Below are 16,946 nucleotides of genomic sequence, written 5' to 3' on the forward strand. Positions count from 1 at the left end.
GCTGGTTACTATTCTGGGTTAAACTACCCGCAGTCTTAAATGTTGTTCAATGACTGTATTTGAGATGGAATGCCTCCAAGGTCACCATCAGTTGTTGAATGCTACTCCAAGAATGATCAGGATTTGGCCTTATGGCACAACTAGAAAATATCGAAGCAATCGAAAAACGACTTTGGAAATCCGCCGATAACCTCAGAGCTAACTCTGAGCTGGCGAGTAATGAATACTTTCTCCCAGTCATGGGGCTTATTTTTTTGCGTCATGCTTATAGTCGTTATCTGGCGGTCAAAGAAGAGATTATCGCTGAATTGCCAAGTCGTGGTGGTAAAACACGCGAACTGACCAAAGAAGATTTCTCACAGAAGAGTGCCATATTCCTCGCTCTAGAAGCTCAGTTTGATTACCTGATTGCTCTGACCGATGCAGATAAGCGTGCGGAAGCAATTATTCAGGCGATGGAATCCATTGAGAAAGATTACAAAAACCTCAAAGACCAATTGCCGAAGCAGGAATACAACAATATCCCGAACGATGTTCTCGGTGTGTTGCTGCGCACTTTAAACCCAGAAGAACTGAAACAAGCCAGCGGCGATATTTTTGGGCGTATTTACGAATACTTCCTGACTGAGTTTGCCGACCAAGGTGCTCACGATGGCGGTGAATTCTTCACACCAGTTTCTTTGGTGCAACTGCTGGTTAATGTGTTGGAACCTGATCATGGTAAGATTTTTGACCCAGCCTGTGGTTCGGGCGGTATGTTTGTACAAAGCGCCCACTTTATGGAGCGTAACGCTCAGAACCCGCAAGAACTGACCTTCTACGGACATGAGAAAAACCGTGTAACTACCCGCCTCGCCAAAATGAACTTGGCCGTACATGGTTTAGAAGGCAACGTTGAAGGTGGTGAAAGCGCCATCACTTACTACAACGACCCTCATGAAGGGTTGTTTGGTACCGTGGACTATGTAATGGCTAACCCACCGTTTAACGTTGATGAGGTAGATGCTGACAAAGTCAAAAAAGACCAAGCGCGTTTGCCGTTTGGACTGCCGGGAGTCAATAAAAACAAAAAAGTTAGCAATGCCAACTACTTGTGGATTCAGTATTTCTATAGCTACCTGAACGACACAGGACGCGCAGGCTTTGTGATGTCTTCACAGGCATCGAGTGCCGGACGTGATGAAGCGAAGGTGCGTGAACAATTGGTGAAAACGGGTGACGTTGACATCATGGTCGATGTTCGTGGCAACTTCTTTTATACCCGGAGTGTGCCTTGCCAGCTTTGGTTCTTAGATAAGAACAAGCCTGCCAACCTGAAAAACAAAGTATTGATGCTGGATGCACGTAACGTGTACCGAAAAGTTACGCGCAAGATTTATGATTTCAGCCCTGAGCAACAAAAGAACCTGACCGCCATTGTTTGGCTATACCGCAATGAAGGTAAGCGGTTTATTGAACTGGTGCGAGAGTACATTTCGCGTAGTTTGTTGGAAGCACAGCAGTGCGGGAAAATTGAAAGATCTGACGTCAAATACGTTCCTGACTTTATCGCTGAGTTGGAAAAGTTAAAAAAAGCCTTTGCGCCATTTATGGCCTCGTTGGAAAAAGCCGGTGTTGATTTGGATATTCACGCCGAGTTCCTGCATGTCAAAGGGATGACTGAACAAAGCTGGTCTGCAATGCAAGCGATAACCTCAAGCTTACAAAAACGCTGGAGTGCTGATGACATTAATCAGGCTAGCGGTCTGGTCACGTTTATCGACAAAGGCGAAAGCCTCAAAGCTCTGGCGGATCAAAGCCGGAATCTGATCAAAGAGTTGGATTTGGCATATAAGCTGGCAACTCGCGTCATCGAGCTGGCTGAAGCCAATGGTGCAAAAGACAGCGAACTTTGGGATAACACTTTGCTTAATGGCCGTGGTCGTAACAATCTGAAAAAGTCTGCTGATGAAACACGCAAGCAGGCTATCGAGCAGCTCAAGCTGGTGCGTTACTTCTATAAGCAGGCGCATTGGCTACTAAGCCGTTTCCCGGAAGGCAAGCTACGTGACATAGAAGGGCTGGTGAAGTTAGTGGACATCAAAGATATTGAGGCCGCTGACTGGAGTTTGACACCAGGACGTTATGTGGGGGTTGCGACTGAAGAGGTGGATGAAGACTTCGATTTCGAAGAAACGCTGCGAGATATTCATATTGAGCTTCAAGGGTTGAACGCAGAAGCGATTGAGTTGGCTCAGAAGATTACATGCAACTTTGAGGAGCTGGGGATATGAGTTGGGTTGAATGTCAACTTGGCGACATACTGACTTTAAAAAGGGGGTATGACTTACCTCACTCCGCTCGAAAGAGTGGTAGTGTCCCTGTTGTTTCTTCTTCAGGCATAACTGGATATCACAATACAGCTAAAGTCGAGGGTCCTGCTGTTGTAACAGGTCGATATGGCACTTTGGGAGAGGTTTACTATGTCGAAGGAGAGTGCTGGCCGTTAAATACCTCTTTGTACGTTCAAGACTTTAAAGGAAACAGGCCCAAATTTGTTTACTATTTTCTTCAATCAGTTTTGAAGGGAATGCAGAGTGACAAGGCTGCCGTGCCTGGAGTTAATCGTAATGATCTGCATGCACGCAAAGTAAAATGCACCAAAGACCATGATGTTCAGGTTGCCGTTGAAAAAATCATCTCTCCTTACGACGACCTCATTGAAAACAACCGCCGCCGTATCCAGCTTTTGGAGGAATCTGCACGCCTTCTTTATCAGGAATGGTTCGTTCACCTGCGCTTCCCGGGGCATGAACAGGTCAACATCGTTGATGGCCTGCCTGAGGGGTGGAAAAATATGCAGTTAACAGATATTGCAAAAGTTAATCAGGCTAGTTTGAAAAAGGGTTTCGATGAGAAAATCGAATATATAGATATTTCTTGTGTCTCTACTCATAGTATTTCAGATACAACTTGGTATGAGTTTATCGATGCACCTGGCAGGGCTAGGCGCATTGTTCAGCATTGCGATATTTTATGGTCATGTGTAAGGCCTAATCGTCGTTCTCATGCCTTGGTATGGGAGCCACATGACCGATTGATTGCTTCAACTGGGTTTGCTGTTATCTCTGCTACAGAAGTATCGCCACTTTTTCTATATCAGTCTTTAACCACCAATGAATATGTTGGCTATTTAACCAATCGAGCAGGTGGAGCTGCTTATCCCGCAGTTACAGCACGTGTGTTTGAAGAGTCGTCCACACTAGTGCCAACAAAGAATCTTGTAGAGCAGTACGAAAGGCAAGTTCAAGATACTTATACGCAGATCAATATCCTTAGAACTCAGAATATCAAACTCGCTCAAGCCCGAGATTTACTGTTGCCCAAACTGATGAGCGGTGAATTGACCGTGTAATTCAAGGAGAGAATATGAACCGAGTTCAGGCCCAACAACTATTACAAACTGCATTAGCAAACCCTACCGCTGAGTTCCGAGATGGGCAGTGGGAAGCGATAGATGCCTTGGTCAATCATCGGCAGAAATTGCTGGTTGTTCAGCGCACGGGCTGGGGTAAAAGCTCGGTTTATTTTATAAGCACCAAAATTTTTCGTGATCGCGGTATGGGGCCAACCATTATCGTTTCTCCCTTGCTGGCTTTGATGCGCAACCAGATAGAATCGGCACAGCGTCTAGGTATTGTTGCGGAAACCATGAACTCTACCAATACCGCGGATTGGGAAGCAGTAAAGCAACGCATTTTGAATAATCAGATCGATTGTTTATTGATCTCCCCTGAGCGGCTGGCAAACGACAACTTCATTGAAACTGTACTTCAGCCTATTTCTGATCGCATCTCGTTGATGGTGATTGACGAGGCGCACTGTATTTCAGACTGGGGGCACGACTTCCGCCCTGATTACCGCCGCATTGTGAATATTCTGCGTCAGTTACCGCCCAATACGCCAGTCTTGGGCACAACGGCAACGGCAAACAACCGTGTGGTGGAGGATATCCAAATACAACTGGGTGACATTCAAATCCAAAGAGGGCCTTTGTCTCGCGACAGCTTGGCGCTGCAAACCATGGTACTGCCGGATCAGGCATCGCGTTTGGCATGGTTAGCGCAGGTGATCCCTACGCTAGAAGGGACTGGGATTGTCTACACACTAACGGTGCGTGATGCAGAACAAGTTGCACAGTGGCTTAAAGATAACGGCATTAATGCTTGTGCTTACCATGGTAGTGTTGAGGCTGAAGGCTTTGAAAACAGCAACGACTATCGTGAGCATCTCGAAAATATGCTTCTCCAAAACGATATTAAGGCCCTTGTTGCAACGACTGCACTGGGGATGGGCTACGACAAACCTGATCTGAGCTTTGTTATCCATTATCAGGCTCCGGGATCTATTGTGGCTTATTACCAACAGGTTGGTCGTGCTGGGAGAGGCATTGAGCATGCGATTGGTGTACTGATGTCAGGAGCGGAAGATGCTGATATTCATGAGTTTTTCCGTTCATCAGCGTTTCCTTCTGAGCCGCAGGTTAATGAAATTCTTGCTGTATTGGCGGCCAGTGATGGGTTGTCGATTCCTCGTATCGAAGAGAGAACCAACCTTCGTCATGGTCAGATTGAAAAGGTCTTGAAGCTGCTGAGTGTTGAAAGCCCTGCGCCTGTTATCAAAGTGGAATCTCAATGGCGCAGGACGGCTGTTCATTTCACCATGGATCGGGAGCGTATCGAACACCTCACGTCTCAACGAGAACAAGAGTGGCAAGAAGTTCAGGCTTACCTTGGTGCTGCTGGTTGTAAAATGACCTATCTTCGCCGTGCGTTGGATGACAATGACCCTACCCCTTGCGGAAAGTGCGCATCTTGTCTTGGGAAAGCTGTCATTAATCTTCCAGTCAATCCTGCATTAGCCCATCAAGCGGCCACATTCCTTAAACATGCGGAGATGGTTATAAAGCCTCGAGCACAAGTCGCTGCAAATGCCTTTTTGGAATATGGGTTCCGTGGCAACCTTCCTCAGAACCTTCGGGCGAACGAGGGGCGTGTGCTTTCCCGATGGGGTGATGCAGGCTGGGGTAGATTGGTAGCAGATCAAAAACACGCTGGTGAGTTTAGCGATGAACTGGTCGAAGCGATGGCGACTATGATCTTGGAGCGTTGGCATCCAAACCCGATGCCGCAATGGGTGTGCTGTGTGCCTTCCCGTAACCATCCTGAGCTAGTGCCTCAATTTGCACGTAAGCTGGCACTTAGGCTTGAGCTGCCATTTATAGACGCAGTAAGTAAAGTGAAGAACAATCAGCCTCAAAAAGGTCAACAGAACCGATTCCATCAGTGTCGTAATTTGGATGGTGCGTTTGCCATCACTCAACCCGTTCCTAATACCTCAATGTTACTTGTTGATGATATTGTAGATTCAGGATGGACGCTGACCGTTATCGCAGCATTACTAAAACAAGCAGGCAGTGGTGATGTATATCCCGTTGCTTTGGCCTCTTCTTCGGTGAACGACGCATGAATTTATCGCCAATAGCACAGGCAACATTGTTGCTGACGAGTTATTTTTCGAAAGCAAACACTGAGGATGTAAAGCCTCTCTCCAATGCAGAATGGGGACGTTTTGCTTTGTGGTTGAAAGATAAATCAATTACGCCAGCTGATTTATTGGTTTCAGACCCTAGGCCTTTGCTGAATGGGTGGCGCGATACTCGAGTTAGCATAGAACGTATCGAATCTTTGTTAAGCAGAGGCCACAGCCTGGCTTTGGCGGTTGAAAAATGGCAACGTGCAGGTCTTTGGTTAGTGACCCGATCTGATCCTGATTATCCCAAGCGTTTGAAGCTTAGGTTAAAAAATGATTCTCCCCCAGTTTTATTTGGTTGTGGTAATAAGTCATTACTTAATTTTGGTGGCTTGGCTGTAATTGGCTCAAGAAATGCGAGCGTTGCTGATCTTGCTTTTACTGAACAATTAGGTGTAAAAGCCGCCTCAGAAGGCATTGCTATCGTATCTGGTGGTGCAAGAGGTGTAGATGAGGCGGCTATGCAGGGCGCTATGCTTCGTGGTGGTTCAGTGATTGGTGTGATGGCTGATAGCCTGCTCAAAGCGGCAACCAGCGCCAAATGGCGTAAGGGCTTGCTCGAAAACAACGTTGTACTTGTGTCTCCATTTTATCCAGAGGCGGGCTTCAATGCTGGTAATGCAATGGCTCGCAATAAGTACATCTATTGTATGGCTTCAAGTTCGTTAGTGATTCACTCAGGAAAGAAAGGTGGTACCTTAAATGGTGCAGAGGAAAACCTCAAGAAAGGTTGGGTACCTTTGTGGGTTAAACCAACCAATGATACCAATGCTGCAAATGCGGATTTGGTGGAGAAAGGCGGCGCTTGGATTGAATCTGATCTTTCCATGCTTCAAATAGCCTCAATGCTACAACCAAATAAGCAGAATTCGTTGGTATCTACGCCTACGCAGCACAATCTCTTCACCACTCCAGACCTGCCTGGGAAATTTGATGAGCTAGAAACAGAAGAGAAAACTGAAAATGAGACAGCTTCTAATTCAATGATGGATGTCAACAATGATGAAGTCGCTCAAACATCGGAAAAAGAACAATCAGAAGATGTTAATGAATCGATAGCGCCACACCCTGTTGATTTTTATAATATCTTTTTGGGTGAGCTCTATCGATTAGCCAGCTCTCCAATCACGCTCGAAGAACTCATCGAGCAGACAGAGCTTCATAAATCACAACTCAATGATTGGCTGAAAAGAGCAAGTGAAGAATGTGTAGTGAAGAAGCTGAGTAAGCCAGTGCGCTATCAGGTAATCAATAACAACTAAAAGGATAAAGCCATGCCCATGACAGAAGATATCCTAGTTCAAGAGGTAACTGCAGACTATCTGTTGAATGAATTGAAATGGGATGAGTCTTTCATGGGGCTGCACGAGCGGATGGGTAAAGAAGGGGATCTTGGCAGAGCCTCAGAGCAGGAAGTCGTTCTTACCCGCTACCTTGGTGAAAAGCTTATAGAGCTCAATCCAGGGTTACCCACCGAGGCCTATCAAGAAGCCATGCGGATTGTTGTTGATGCTCCAACCTCTCGCAATATTGTTGGTGTAAACAAAGAAAAGTACGCGTTACACAAAAATGGTGTAGACGTTACTTTCACCAATGATAAAGGCGCTCGGGTCAAAAAAAGCCTTCGTTTGTTTGATTTCGATAACTACGAAAACAATCACTTTTTGATTGTTCGTGAGTTTTGGGTGAAAGGTGAGATCTATCGGCGAAGAGCTGATGTGGTCGGTTTTGTAAATGGTATTCCACTGTTGTTTATGGAGCTGAAAAACGTACACAAAGATATTCGAGCAGCATACGAACAAAACCTTTCAGATTACAAAGATACCATCCCACACCTTTTCTATCACAATGCCTTTATCGTATTAGGGAATGGTATTGATGCCAAAATTGGTTCAGTTTCAAGTCAGTTCGAGCACTTTAATGATTGGAAGCGTCTTAGCGAGGAAGAGCCAGGTGTTGTGGAGATGGAAACCCTTTTAAAAGGTACCTGCTCCAAGACAAACCTGATGGATATCTTTGAGAACTTCACGTTGTTTGATCAAAGCTCAGGCCGTTTGATAAAAATTGTTGCTCGAAACCACCAGTATTTGGGTGTTTGCCGTGCTGTTGATGCTGTTGTTAATCGAAATGAACGTCTTGGTAAGCTTGGCGTTTTTTGGCATACGCAAGGATCCGGTAAATCCTATTCAATTGTGTTTTTTGCCCAAATGGTGCACCGAAAGTTGGGGGGGAACTACACCTTTCTAGTTCTGACCGATCGGGAAGATTTAGACACGCAAATCTATAAAACTTTTGCCGGATGTGGCCTGGTCAACAACGATAAAGACCCGTGTCGAGCTAAGAGTGGGAAGGATCTGAAGTCGCTTATCGGTGAGCAAAAGGCATTTGTCTTTACTCTAATTCAGAAGTTCAACGAGAGAGTCGATCCTAAAAAACCGTATTCAGAGCGCGATGACATCATCATTATTACCGATGAAGCTCACCGCACTCAATATGGTGACTTGGCGCTAAATATGCGTAATGCCTTGCCGAAGGCCAGCTTCATTGGCTTTACGGGGACGCCGCTATTTAAAGAAGATGAAATTACGAAGAAGTTTTTCGGTGATTACATCTCAACCTATGACTTCCAAAGAGCTGTTGAGGATAAAGCGACAGTTCCGCTTTATTACGACGCTCGTGGTGAGGATTTGGTCTTTACTGATGATGATGGTAACCAACACAGTGTGGCTGACCCTAAGGGACTCAACGAGCGTATTGCTGAAAAGCTTGAAGAATTGGAAGTTGATGATGTGGATGTTCAGCAAAAATTAGAACGTGAACTGAAGCGTGATTATCACATCATCACATCTTCAAGCCGTTTAGATCAGATAGCACGAGACTTTGTTTCCCATTACGCCAACGGGTGGGAAACGGGTAAGGCTATGTTTGTCTGCTTAGATAAAATCACTTGTGTACGCATGCACAAGTTAATTGATTTCTATTGGCAGGAACACATTAAAACCAAGGAAGCCAGTCTTTCTAAGGCAACGGATGAGCAAGACTTGGCGTGGCGTGAGCGCCAGTTGGCCTGGATGAAAGAAACACTGATGGCGGTAGTTGTCAGTGAAGAGCAAGGTGAAATTGCCAAGTTTGAAAAGTGGGGGTTGGATATTAAACCTCACCGTCAGCTAATGAAGACTGGATTCGAATTACAAGACGGCTCTCGTCTGGATATAGAAGAAGCCTTCAAAGCCAGTGAGCATCCGTTCAGAGTGGCAATCGTCTGTGCCATGTGGCTGACGGGATTTGATGTTCCAACATTATCAACTCTGTATCTTGATAAGCCACTAAAAGCACACACGTTAATGCAAGCGATTGCTCGTGCTAATCGGGTTGCTGAAGGGAAGAGTAACGGTCTAATAGTTGATTATTGTGGAATTCTAAAGAACTTGCGCAAAGCGCTAGCCACTTTTGCGGGCACAGGTGACGAAGGCCATGGTGGCGAAAATGATGAAACCGATCCAGCAAAACCTAATGAAGAGTTGCTTGATAATCTGAATGAGGCCGTTAGCTTTGTCGTCGAGTTTCTCCGCAAGCATGAATTTGAGCTAGAGACGATAATCACAGAGACAGGTTTCGCCCGCAATGCTGCTATTGTCAAAGCTAAAGAGGTTATTAACCAAAACGATGAGACTAGAAAGCGATTTGAGGTAATGTCGCGAGAGGTCTTCAATCGATTTAAATCTTGTATCAATGTACCGGGGATCAATGGCTATCGAGATATCCGCGACGCTATCAATATACTTTACAAGAGCTTGCAGGCTGACAAAGAGAAAGCCGATATCACGGATATCATGAAAGAGCTGCATACAATTGTTGACGCCAGTATTGATACTTCCCATCAGATCGGTGAAGAAGCTCCAAGCTCAGACAAGATCTTTGATATTAGTAAAATCGACTTTGAGCGACTACGCCAAGAGTTTGCTCGCTCGGAACGCAAGAACACAACGGTACAAACCCTTAAGCATGCGGTAGAGCAAAAATTGGCCAGACTGATGTTTCAGAATCCATTGAGAACTGATTATCAAGAGCACTACGAAAAACTGGTGAAGGAATACAACCAAGAGAAGGATCGAGTTGTTATTGAAAAGACCTTTGAAGCTCTGCTCATTCTGAATGACGAATTGTCGAGAGAGGAGAAACGAGCTCTGCGTGAAGGTCTAGACGAGGAGTCTCTGGTGCTTTTTGATCTGTTGAGCAAACCGAACCTAAAACCAAAAGAAATAGTGACTATCAAGAAAGTGGCAACCTCGCTACTTGCAACCCTTAAAGCTGAGCGTTTGAAAGTGTCGAACTGGCAACAAAAAGAATCTGCGCGTGATGCGGTTAAACAGCAAATTTATGACTTTCTTTATGACGAAAAGACTGGTCTACCAGTAGAGGATTATGAAGAGGAAGAAATTTCTGTAATAACTGAAAGGGTGTTTCTACATATTTTTCGAGCATATCCTGAACTGCCTTCTCCTATCTATGGTTCATGATTTAAAACGTAATAAGACTCTAGGTGTAGTGCGCATAAGTACTACCGTTTTAGGCCGGATTTAGAACCTACTCCGGACGATTCGTGGATTTCAGGCAGATCTTAGCTGTCGTCGTAACATCTGGTCTTTAAACAGTTTTGCCAAGGCAAATAACCACGACTGAGAGTGTACTTGATAGTCAGTAGTAGTTGAGTTTATGAGGACGCTCTCAACGTGTACAAATATAAGATGGGCGCATTTAAGAGCCCATCTTATACTTTGCAAATAAGAGCTTTTTTCCCGTACCCCAAGCCGTACCCAGGGTGGTTTTTACTACAATTAAAAGCCTTTAAATCTCTTATTTAATGCGCTCTAGCATCACGCCCGCTTCCATGTGGTGGGTGTAAGGGAACTGATCGAATAGTGCAAAACGGGTGACGCGGTGGGTTTCACACAAAACATCTAAGTTTTCTTTGAGTGTTTCTGGGTTGCATGAGATGTAGAGAATGCGTTCGTAGCCTTGCACCATCTTACAGGTGTCGATGTCCATGCCGGCGCGCGGTGGATCGACAAAAATGGTGTTGCAGTTGTAGCTCTTGAGATCTACGCCAGCATCTTTGAGGCGGTTGAATTCCCGTTTGCCTTCCATCGCTTGAGTAAATTCTTCAGCTGACATGCGAATGATCTGCACGTTGTCGATTGCATTGGCGGCGATGTTGTATTGCGCCGATTCCACCGATGGCTTGGCCAGTTCGGTGGCCAGTACGCGGTCGAAGTTCTGCGCCAAGGCCAATGAGAAGTTGCCGTTGCCGCAGTACAGCTCTAGCAAGTCGCCTTGGCTCTCTTGCGTGCAATCCACCGCCCATTCCAGCATTTTCTCCGCGACTTTCCCGTTCGGTTGGGTAAAGCTGTTTTCCACTTGCTGGTAAATGTATGGTTGGCCGTTGACGTGCAGTTTTTCCACCACGAAGTCGCGATCCAAGACGATTTTCATTTTCCGCGCGCGGCCAATCAGGTTGAGGTTGAACCCTTCATCATTCAGGCGCTGTTTGAGTTTTTTCGCTGCCGCAGTCCACGCGTCATCCAACTGACGGTGGTACAGCAGTGACACCAGCACTTCGCCGCTGAGCGTCGAAAGAAAATCCACTTGGAACAGTTTGCGGCGTAGCGTGTCGTCACCTTTCATGGCATCCATTAGCAGCGGCATCAGATCGTTGATCAAACGGCTTGCTGCTGGGAACTGATCCACACGGTATTTTTCACGCGTCTCTGGGTTAAACATGATGTAGTACATGTCATCGCCATCGTGCCACACGCGAAACTCTGCGCGCATGCGGTAATGTTGCTGCGGCGACTCAAACACTTCCAGCTCAGGAACCTGATAAGCCTGGAACATGTCGGTCAGGCGAGTGACCTTGTCATCCAGCTGCGCTTGGTAGTGGTTTGGGTTTACATCGAGAGTCGCCATGGTTTTACCTTTTGGGTGCATTCAAATAAAGAGCGCAGATTTTATTCAATCCCTCGCACTTGTCCAGTTTTGTGCCCGATTTGATGAGAATTGGATCTGTAAAACTATAGCTTATGCCAAACCGAGCTAGACAATTCACTCATTGCTCAATACTATCAGCGCCAAGCTGGTGTGATTTAGCTACCTAGATGGCTAAATGACTGAAAAGGGAATCTGGTGGGAATCCAGAACTGACGCGCAGCGGTAAGAGAGAACGAACACTCAGTGACACTGCGATCGCGGGAAGTCGAGTTAGTAGGAGACAGTGCTCTCAAGTCCGAAGACCTGCCAGCGGCTGAGCGAAGAAGCGGCACGAAGCCATGCTCAGTAGGATTAACGCGATTTAGGACAACATAATGAATAAATCCCTTCTAGCGGTGGCAGTGGCGTCGCTGCTTCCTTACGCCTCTTTTTCATTCGCTCAGGACACTTCCGCAGACGAAACGGTGGTGGTGACCGCAAACCGATTTGAACAAAAACAAACTTCCGTTTTATCCGCAACCACGGTGATCAGCCGTCAGGAAATTGAACAGTACCAAGCAAACTCGCTCACAGAAGTGCTGCGTCGCGTTCCGGGTGTTGAAATCGCTCAGAATGGTGGCCGTGGTCATAGCGCGTCCGTGTTTATGCGCGGGACGAACAGCAGCCATGTGCTGGTCTTGGTTGACGGTGTACGTATTGATTCCGCAGCTGGTGGCGTGGCGATTAACCGCTTCCCACTCGGTTTGGTTGAACGATTGGAAGTGATCCGCGGTCCGGGGGCTGCCATGTACGGCTCCGATGCTGTGGGTGGTGTCATCAACATCATTACTCGCTCCCATCGTGGCAATAACCTGAAACAAGTGACGGTGGGTATCGGGAGTCATCAAGCGCGCAAAGGCGATGTGGTGGCGAAAGCGGATGTGAATGAACAAGGACATCTGCAACTGGCGGCGGGTTTTGAGAAAACCGATGGTTATGACATTAAAAGCACGCAGACCGGTGTGGATTATGGCTATGAAAGCCAAAATCTGATGGGCGGTTACGAGCATCGCTTCAATGACCGCTGGGTCGGTTATGTCTCCGCCAGTTGGTTTGACAGTGATGTGGAGTACAACTCTTCAGGTAGTGTGTACCACGGTTATTCCGATAACCAGAGTTTTACCGGGCAACTGAACTATGAAGGCACGAAACTCAAGAGCCTCGTCACCCTCAATTACCAACAAACAGAGAATCTGGACTACAGCCAGAGTGAAGGCAAGGACAACGCCAGCACGCGAGCGAATATCGATCTCACTCAGATTCAATGGGCCAACCTTTATCAGTTGAATGACTACATTCAGTTGGGGGGCGGGATTGATGCACGTCGTGAATCGCTTGACGATGATGCACTGAATTACGGTTCTGCGCATGCATTGGCAGGGGAGAGCAGAGACACGAAAGGGGCTTTCGGCTCTGGAAAGTTCACTATCAGCGATTGGGTGCTTGAAGCCAATGTGCGTCATGACAAACATGACAAGTATGATGGTCACACGACGTGGTCGGTGGCCGCCGGCTATCAACTGGGTGAGTATCATCGTGTGCGAGCATCGTACGGTACGGCTTATAAAGCGCCAAGCTACACGGACCTCACCACCACACCTGATCTCGAAGCGGAAGAGTCACGGAATATGGAAGTGGGTGTCTCGGGGGCGTATTCATTTGCCCGTTGGAACATCTCAGCGTACGACAACAAAGTCGACAATTTGATTATTTGGTATGAAAGCACCAGCGGCAGTTGGTATTCGGACAACGTGGACGCCCGCATTAAAGGGCTCGAAATGGACGTTAACTTCGATACCGGTCCAATCAACCATACGTTAGTGGCGGAGTTTAAAGATCACAAGGACGACAATGGTGTTCAGCTAGCGCGTCGTGCGAAAGAGAACTATAAATGGATAGCATCGGCGCAGTTTGGGGATGTGGAAGTGAACACCACGTACACCTACACCGGTAAACGTCTGAATCTGCCAAAAACAGAAACGACAGGTGACGATTACATCGGCGGGACGAATTTGTGGGATGCCTCGGTGGGGTATTGGGTGAGTGACACTTTTGTCGTGCGTACCCGTGTTGAGAACCTATTTAATGAACAGTATGAAACGGCTGTCGGGTATCGTTCACCAGAAAGAGCTTACTACTTGAACGCCACGTACCAGTTCTAACCTCAAGCCGCCTTCGGGCGGCTTTTGTTATCCAGAGGCAAAGATGAAAAAAGTGATTGTGAGCTGGTCGTCCGGTAAAGACTCAACGCTGACCCTGTTGCGATTGCAACAAGACCCACGCTACGAAGTGGTGGGGTTGTTCACCACATATGTGGCTGATGAAGTGCCATTTCAGGCCACGCCATTGAATGTAGTTGAGATGCAGGCCGAGGCGCTGGGATTGCCCTTGGTCAAGATTGCATTACCGGAAGTGTTTCCCAGTAATCCGGTGTATCAATCTCTGATTGTGAATGGGATTCAGCAGAGCGGATTGGGCGTACAAGCTGTCGCGTTTGGTGACATGTTTTGTAATGGCATTGCCGAGTATCGCAAAAGCTATATCGAGCCTGCGGGCTGGGAATGCGTTTTGCCGCTGCTGGGCGAGGATTCGTTCGCACTGGCGCAAGAAATACTCGCGCGTGGCATTCAAACGCTGGTGGTCACCACTGATGGCCACGCATTGGATGATTCATATTGTGGGCAATGGTACAGCGCTCAGTTTATCCAAAGCTTACCGGAGCGTGTGGATCCGTGCGGAGAAGATGGCGAATTCCACACGTTGGTGACGTTTGCGCCGGGTTTTCGTCAGCCGATTCACCTCGTGTTGACACAGGTCGAGTGTGGCGAGCGGTTTTGTCATCAGCGTTATCAGGCGTCCTTTGGGGCCATTGCGCAGTAGTTGCCTATTCGTAAAGAGGGAGTATGATCAGGGCGTTTTGAATTCTAACGATGCTAACCACCGGGGTATTGCGTGTCTGAACATCCTCAATATAAAGCACTCATTTTTGATTCCGGTGTGGGCGGCTTATCCGTGTACCGCGAGATACAAACGCGTCTGCCGCAAGTGAGTTATACCTACCTGTTTGACAACGCCGCTTATCCTTACGGTGAATTAGCGCAAGAGACATTGCTGCAGCGCGTCGATATGCTGGTGACGAATTTGGTCGCTCAGCAAGGTTTCGATATCGTGGTGATTGCGTGCAACACCGCCAGTACCATCGTGCTGCCTCGTTTGCGCGCCAAACTTGCCATTCCGGTTGTGGGCGTTGTGCCTGCGATTAAACCGGCATCGATGTTGGCGCATAAAGCTGTGGGGTTGATTGCGACGCCAGCAACGATTACGCGTCAGTACACGCATGATCTGATTCGTGACTTCTCTTCTGACAAAAATGTCGAACTGCTGGGCTCAACACGTCTGGTTGATATGGCCGAAGAGAAGCTGCGTGGTAAAGCGGTCGATCTAGAAGAGTTGGCGAGTATCTTAAGTCCACTGCGTCAGCACATTGATGTCGCGGTATTGGGCTGCACGCATTTCCCGCTCATCAAAGAAGAGATTCAGGCCGTATTAGGCAAGGATGTCATGCTGGTGGATTCGGGGGAAGCGATTGCAAGACGAGTACAAGATCTATTGCATTTAGAAACGGGCAGTATGCAAGACGAGCATCCGCACAGCATTTTCTCCAGTGCGCCTCCCTGGGAGGAAGACGCACTGAATGAAAAGCTGGAACAACTAGGATTTAGTCCTGTTCGTCCATTCCCTCTTCAGGGTGCTTAGGATCATTGGCAATCCGCACTTTCAATGTACGCTGCATATAATCCTTCTCATTTAAAGCATCGATGGCCGTTTGTGCATGACCAGCGGCCATTACCACAAAACCAAACCCACGACGCTTACCCGTACGTTTGTCCTTCATGAGGCGAACCGCGAACACATCGCCATGCTGTGCGAACAGATCGCGCACATGGGATTCATTCGCCTTATAAGGCAAGTTACCCACATACAATGTTTTGGTTGCAGTCGAAGACTCGTCTTGAGACTCCTTGGGTGAAGAAGTAGAAGTAAAAAGTTTAAAGATAATAGCTGCAGCCACTACACCAAGAACAAAACTCACCGAAGGGTGAGTCGATACCTGAGAGAAAATAACAGCGCCAAGAATGACCAGCGCGATAATCCATAACATCGATTTATTAGAGTTCATATTGAAATACTACTTATCAGATAAAAATAAGATGCATGTCTACGATTAACAAAATAGACACATGAATCTTACGTATATGCTTGGTTTTTTTCCAACCAATTGCTGTGACCCCCCTCAAATGTTGGAATTTTATTCGATAAACAGCGAGTTGATGGCTTTTTAATCGAACGAAAATTAATTTGAAAAAAGTGCTTGTCATAATTTCAGACCTCCCTATAATGCCGCCTCACCGACACGGAGTGAGACAAATATCACAAAGTGGTTCACGGTGAAGAGTTAAGAAAGTTTAAAAATAACTGTTGACTCTCAGAAATTTAAGCGTATTATACGCACCCCTAGCGACGGTGCTTTGAAAGCAAAGTCGATAGCGGAAAAGCTCTTTAACAATATAAACCTATCAATCTGTGTGGGCACTCGTTGATGATAATCGCAAAAGATTTATCAATGAACTGAGTGACCAATTTGATACTTCGGTATCGAGCACAGTCAATTCAACATTACATAGTAATGTTATCAGTATTCATTGAGCCAAAACTTTAATTGAAGAGTTTGATCATGGCTCAGATTGAACGCTGGCGGCAGGCCTAACACATGCAAGTCGAGCGGCAGCGACAACATTGAACCTTCGGGGGATTTGTTGGGCGGCGAGCGGCGGACGGGTGAGTAATGCCTGGGAAATTGCCCTGATGTGGGGGATAACCATTGGAAACGATGGCTAATACCGCATGATAGCTTCGGCTCAAAGAGGGGGACCTTCGGGCCTCTCGCGTCAGGATATGCCCAGGTGGGATTAGCTAGTTGGTGAGGTAAGGGCTCACCAAGGCGACGATCCCTAGCTGGTCTGAGAGGATGATCAGCCACACTGGAACTGAGACACGGTCCAGACTCCTACGGGAGGCAGCAGTGGGGAATATTGCACAATGGGCGCAAGCCTGATGCAGCCATGCCGCGTGTATGAAGAAGGCCTTCGGGTTGTAAAGTACTTTCAGCAGTGAGGAAGGGGATATCGTTAATAGCGGTATTCTTTGACGTTAGCTGCAGAAGAAGCACCGGCTAACTCCGTGCCAGCAGCCGCGGTAATACGGAGGGTGCGAGCGTTAATCGGAATTACTGGGCGTAAAGCGCATGCAGGTGGTTTGTTAAGTCAGATGTGAAAGCCCGGGGCTCA

General features: G+C 47.0%; 10 protein-coding genes, 1 rRNA gene and 1 riboswitch. Of the genes, 9 read left to right on the forward strand and 2 right to left on the reverse strand.

Translation table 11 applies throughout. The features are described from left to right. The first annotated feature begins 131 nt into the window (after window positions 1-131). From VFA_RS02620 to VFA_RS02640, 5 genes are read left to right on the forward strand one after another with little or no spacing between them, the layout of a single operon-like run. On the forward strand, window positions 132-2,273 hold the full coding sequence (locus VFA_RS02620; protein WP_004724467.1) for a class I SAM-dependent DNA methyltransferase: 2,142 nt from the start codon (window positions 132-134) through the stop codon (window positions 2,271-2,273). After that, on the forward strand, window positions 2,270-3,394 hold the full coding sequence (locus VFA_RS02625) for a restriction endonuclease subunit S (protein WP_004724468.1): 1,125 nt from the start codon (window positions 2,270-2,272) through the stop codon (window positions 3,392-3,394). Before VFA_RS02620 ends, VFA_RS02625 begins: the two co-directional genes overlap by 4 nt. A gap of 14 nt (window positions 3,395-3,408) precedes the next feature. Next, window positions 3,409-5,508 carry a RecQ family ATP-dependent DNA helicase gene (locus VFA_RS02630; protein WP_004724471.1) on the forward strand — a complete coding sequence of 700 codons (2,100 nt, stop codon included), beginning with the start codon at window positions 3,409-3,411 and terminating at the stop codon, window positions 5,506-5,508. Continuing rightward, complete coding sequence (locus VFA_RS02635) at window positions 5,505-6,833, forward strand: DNA-processing protein DprA (protein ID WP_004724472.1); 1,329 nt, start codon at window positions 5,505-5,507, stop codon at window positions 6,831-6,833. Before VFA_RS02630 ends, VFA_RS02635 begins: the two co-directional genes overlap by 4 nt. Before the next feature lie 18 nt (window positions 6,834-6,851). Continuing rightward, window positions 6,852-10,091 carry a type I restriction endonuclease subunit R gene (locus VFA_RS02640; protein WP_232281679.1) on the forward strand — a complete coding sequence of 1,080 codons (3,240 nt, stop codon included), beginning with the start codon at window positions 6,852-6,854 and terminating at the stop codon, window positions 10,089-10,091. A 337-nt stretch (window positions 10,092-10,428) separates the two neighbouring features. Here the strand turns inward: VFA_RS02640 and trmA are convergent, their stop codons facing one another. Beyond that, window positions 10,429-11,538, reverse strand: a complete 1,110-nt coding sequence (gene trmA / locus VFA_RS02645) for a tRNA (uridine(54)-C5)-methyltransferase TrmA (RefSeq protein ID WP_038150757.1) — start codon at window positions 11,536-11,538, stop codon at window positions 10,429-10,431. 150 nt (window positions 11,539-11,688) lie between these two features. Beyond that, window positions 11,689-11,885, forward strand: a riboswitch (cobalamin riboswitch). A gap of 48 nt (window positions 11,886-11,933) precedes the next feature. On the opposite strand from trmA, the gene VFA_RS02650 reads away from it, so the two are divergent. The 3 genes from VFA_RS02650 (at window position 11,934) to murI (ending at window position 15,354) form a co-directional block, all read left to right on the forward strand. Next, complete coding sequence (locus tag VFA_RS02650; RefSeq protein ID WP_004724478.1) at window positions 11,934-13,760, forward strand: TonB-dependent receptor domain-containing protein; 1,827 nt, start codon at window positions 11,934-11,936, stop codon at window positions 13,758-13,760. 43 nt (window positions 13,761-13,803) lie between these two features. Further along, on the forward strand, window positions 13,804-14,478 hold the full coding sequence (locus VFA_RS02655; protein ID WP_004724480.1) for a Dph6-related ATP pyrophosphatase: 675 nt from the start codon (window positions 13,804-13,806) through the stop codon (window positions 14,476-14,478). 72 nt (window positions 14,479-14,550) lie between these two features. Beyond that, window positions 14,551-15,354, forward strand: coding sequence for a glutamate racemase (murI, locus tag VFA_RS02660; RefSeq protein WP_004724482.1), 804 nt, complete (start codon window positions 14,551-14,553; stop codon window positions 15,352-15,354). Here the strand turns inward: murI and VFA_RS02665 are convergent. Continuing rightward, window positions 15,317-15,778 (reverse strand): RNA recognition motif domain-containing protein, encoded by a 462-nt coding sequence (locus tag VFA_RS02665; protein WP_038150749.1) that lies wholly within the window; start codon window positions 15,776-15,778, stop codon window positions 15,317-15,319. The two genes, murI and VFA_RS02665, sit on opposite strands and share 38 nt — an antisense overlap. Window positions 15,779-16,315: 537 nt before the next feature. Between VFA_RS02665 and VFA_RS02675 the strand changes: the two genes are divergently transcribed. Further along, window positions 16,316-16,946: ribosomal RNA gene (locus VFA_RS02675) — 16S ribosomal RNA — on the forward strand; the annotation flags it as partial.

Origin of the sequence: Vibrio furnissii CIP 102972, from assembly GCF_000176175.1 — a bacterium.
Lineage (GTDB): Bacteria > Pseudomonadota > Gammaproteobacteria > Enterobacterales > Vibrionaceae > Vibrio > Vibrio furnissii.

What these genes read in the sequence shown, in the direction of transcription:
- VFA_RS02640 (WP_232281679.1), top strand. Translation starts at nt 6,852, where the DNA reads ATGACAGAAGATATCCTAGTTCAAGAGGTAACTGCAGACTATCTGTTG.
- VFA_RS02625 (WP_004724468.1), top strand. Translation starts at nt 2,270, where the DNA reads ATGAGTTGGGTTGAATGTCAACTTGGCGACATACTGACTTTAAAAAGG.
- VFA_RS02630 (WP_004724471.1), top strand. Translation starts at nt 3,409, where the DNA reads ATGAACCGAGTTCAGGCCCAACAACTATTACAAACTGCATTAGCAAAC.
- VFA_RS02650 (WP_004724478.1), top strand. Translation starts at nt 11,934, where the DNA reads ATGAATAAATCCCTTCTAGCGGTGGCAGTGGCGTCGCTGCTTCCTTAC.
- VFA_RS02665 (WP_038150749.1), bottom strand. Translation starts at nt 15,778, where the DNA reads ATGAACTCTAATAAATCGATGTTATGGATTATCGCGCTGGTCATTCTT.
- VFA_RS02620 (WP_004724467.1), top strand. Translation starts at nt 132, where the DNA reads ATGGCACAACTAGAAAATATCGAAGCAATCGAAAAACGACTTTGGAAA.
- trmA (WP_038150757.1), bottom strand. Translation starts at nt 11,538, where the DNA reads ATGGCGACTCTCGATGTAAACCCAAACCACTACCAAGCGCAGCTGGAT.
- VFA_RS02635 (WP_004724472.1), top strand. Translation starts at nt 5,505, where the DNA reads ATGAATTTATCGCCAATAGCACAGGCAACATTGTTGCTGACGAGTTAT.
- VFA_RS02655 (WP_004724480.1), top strand. Translation starts at nt 13,804, where the DNA reads ATGAAAAAAGTGATTGTGAGCTGGTCGTCCGGTAAAGACTCAACGCTG.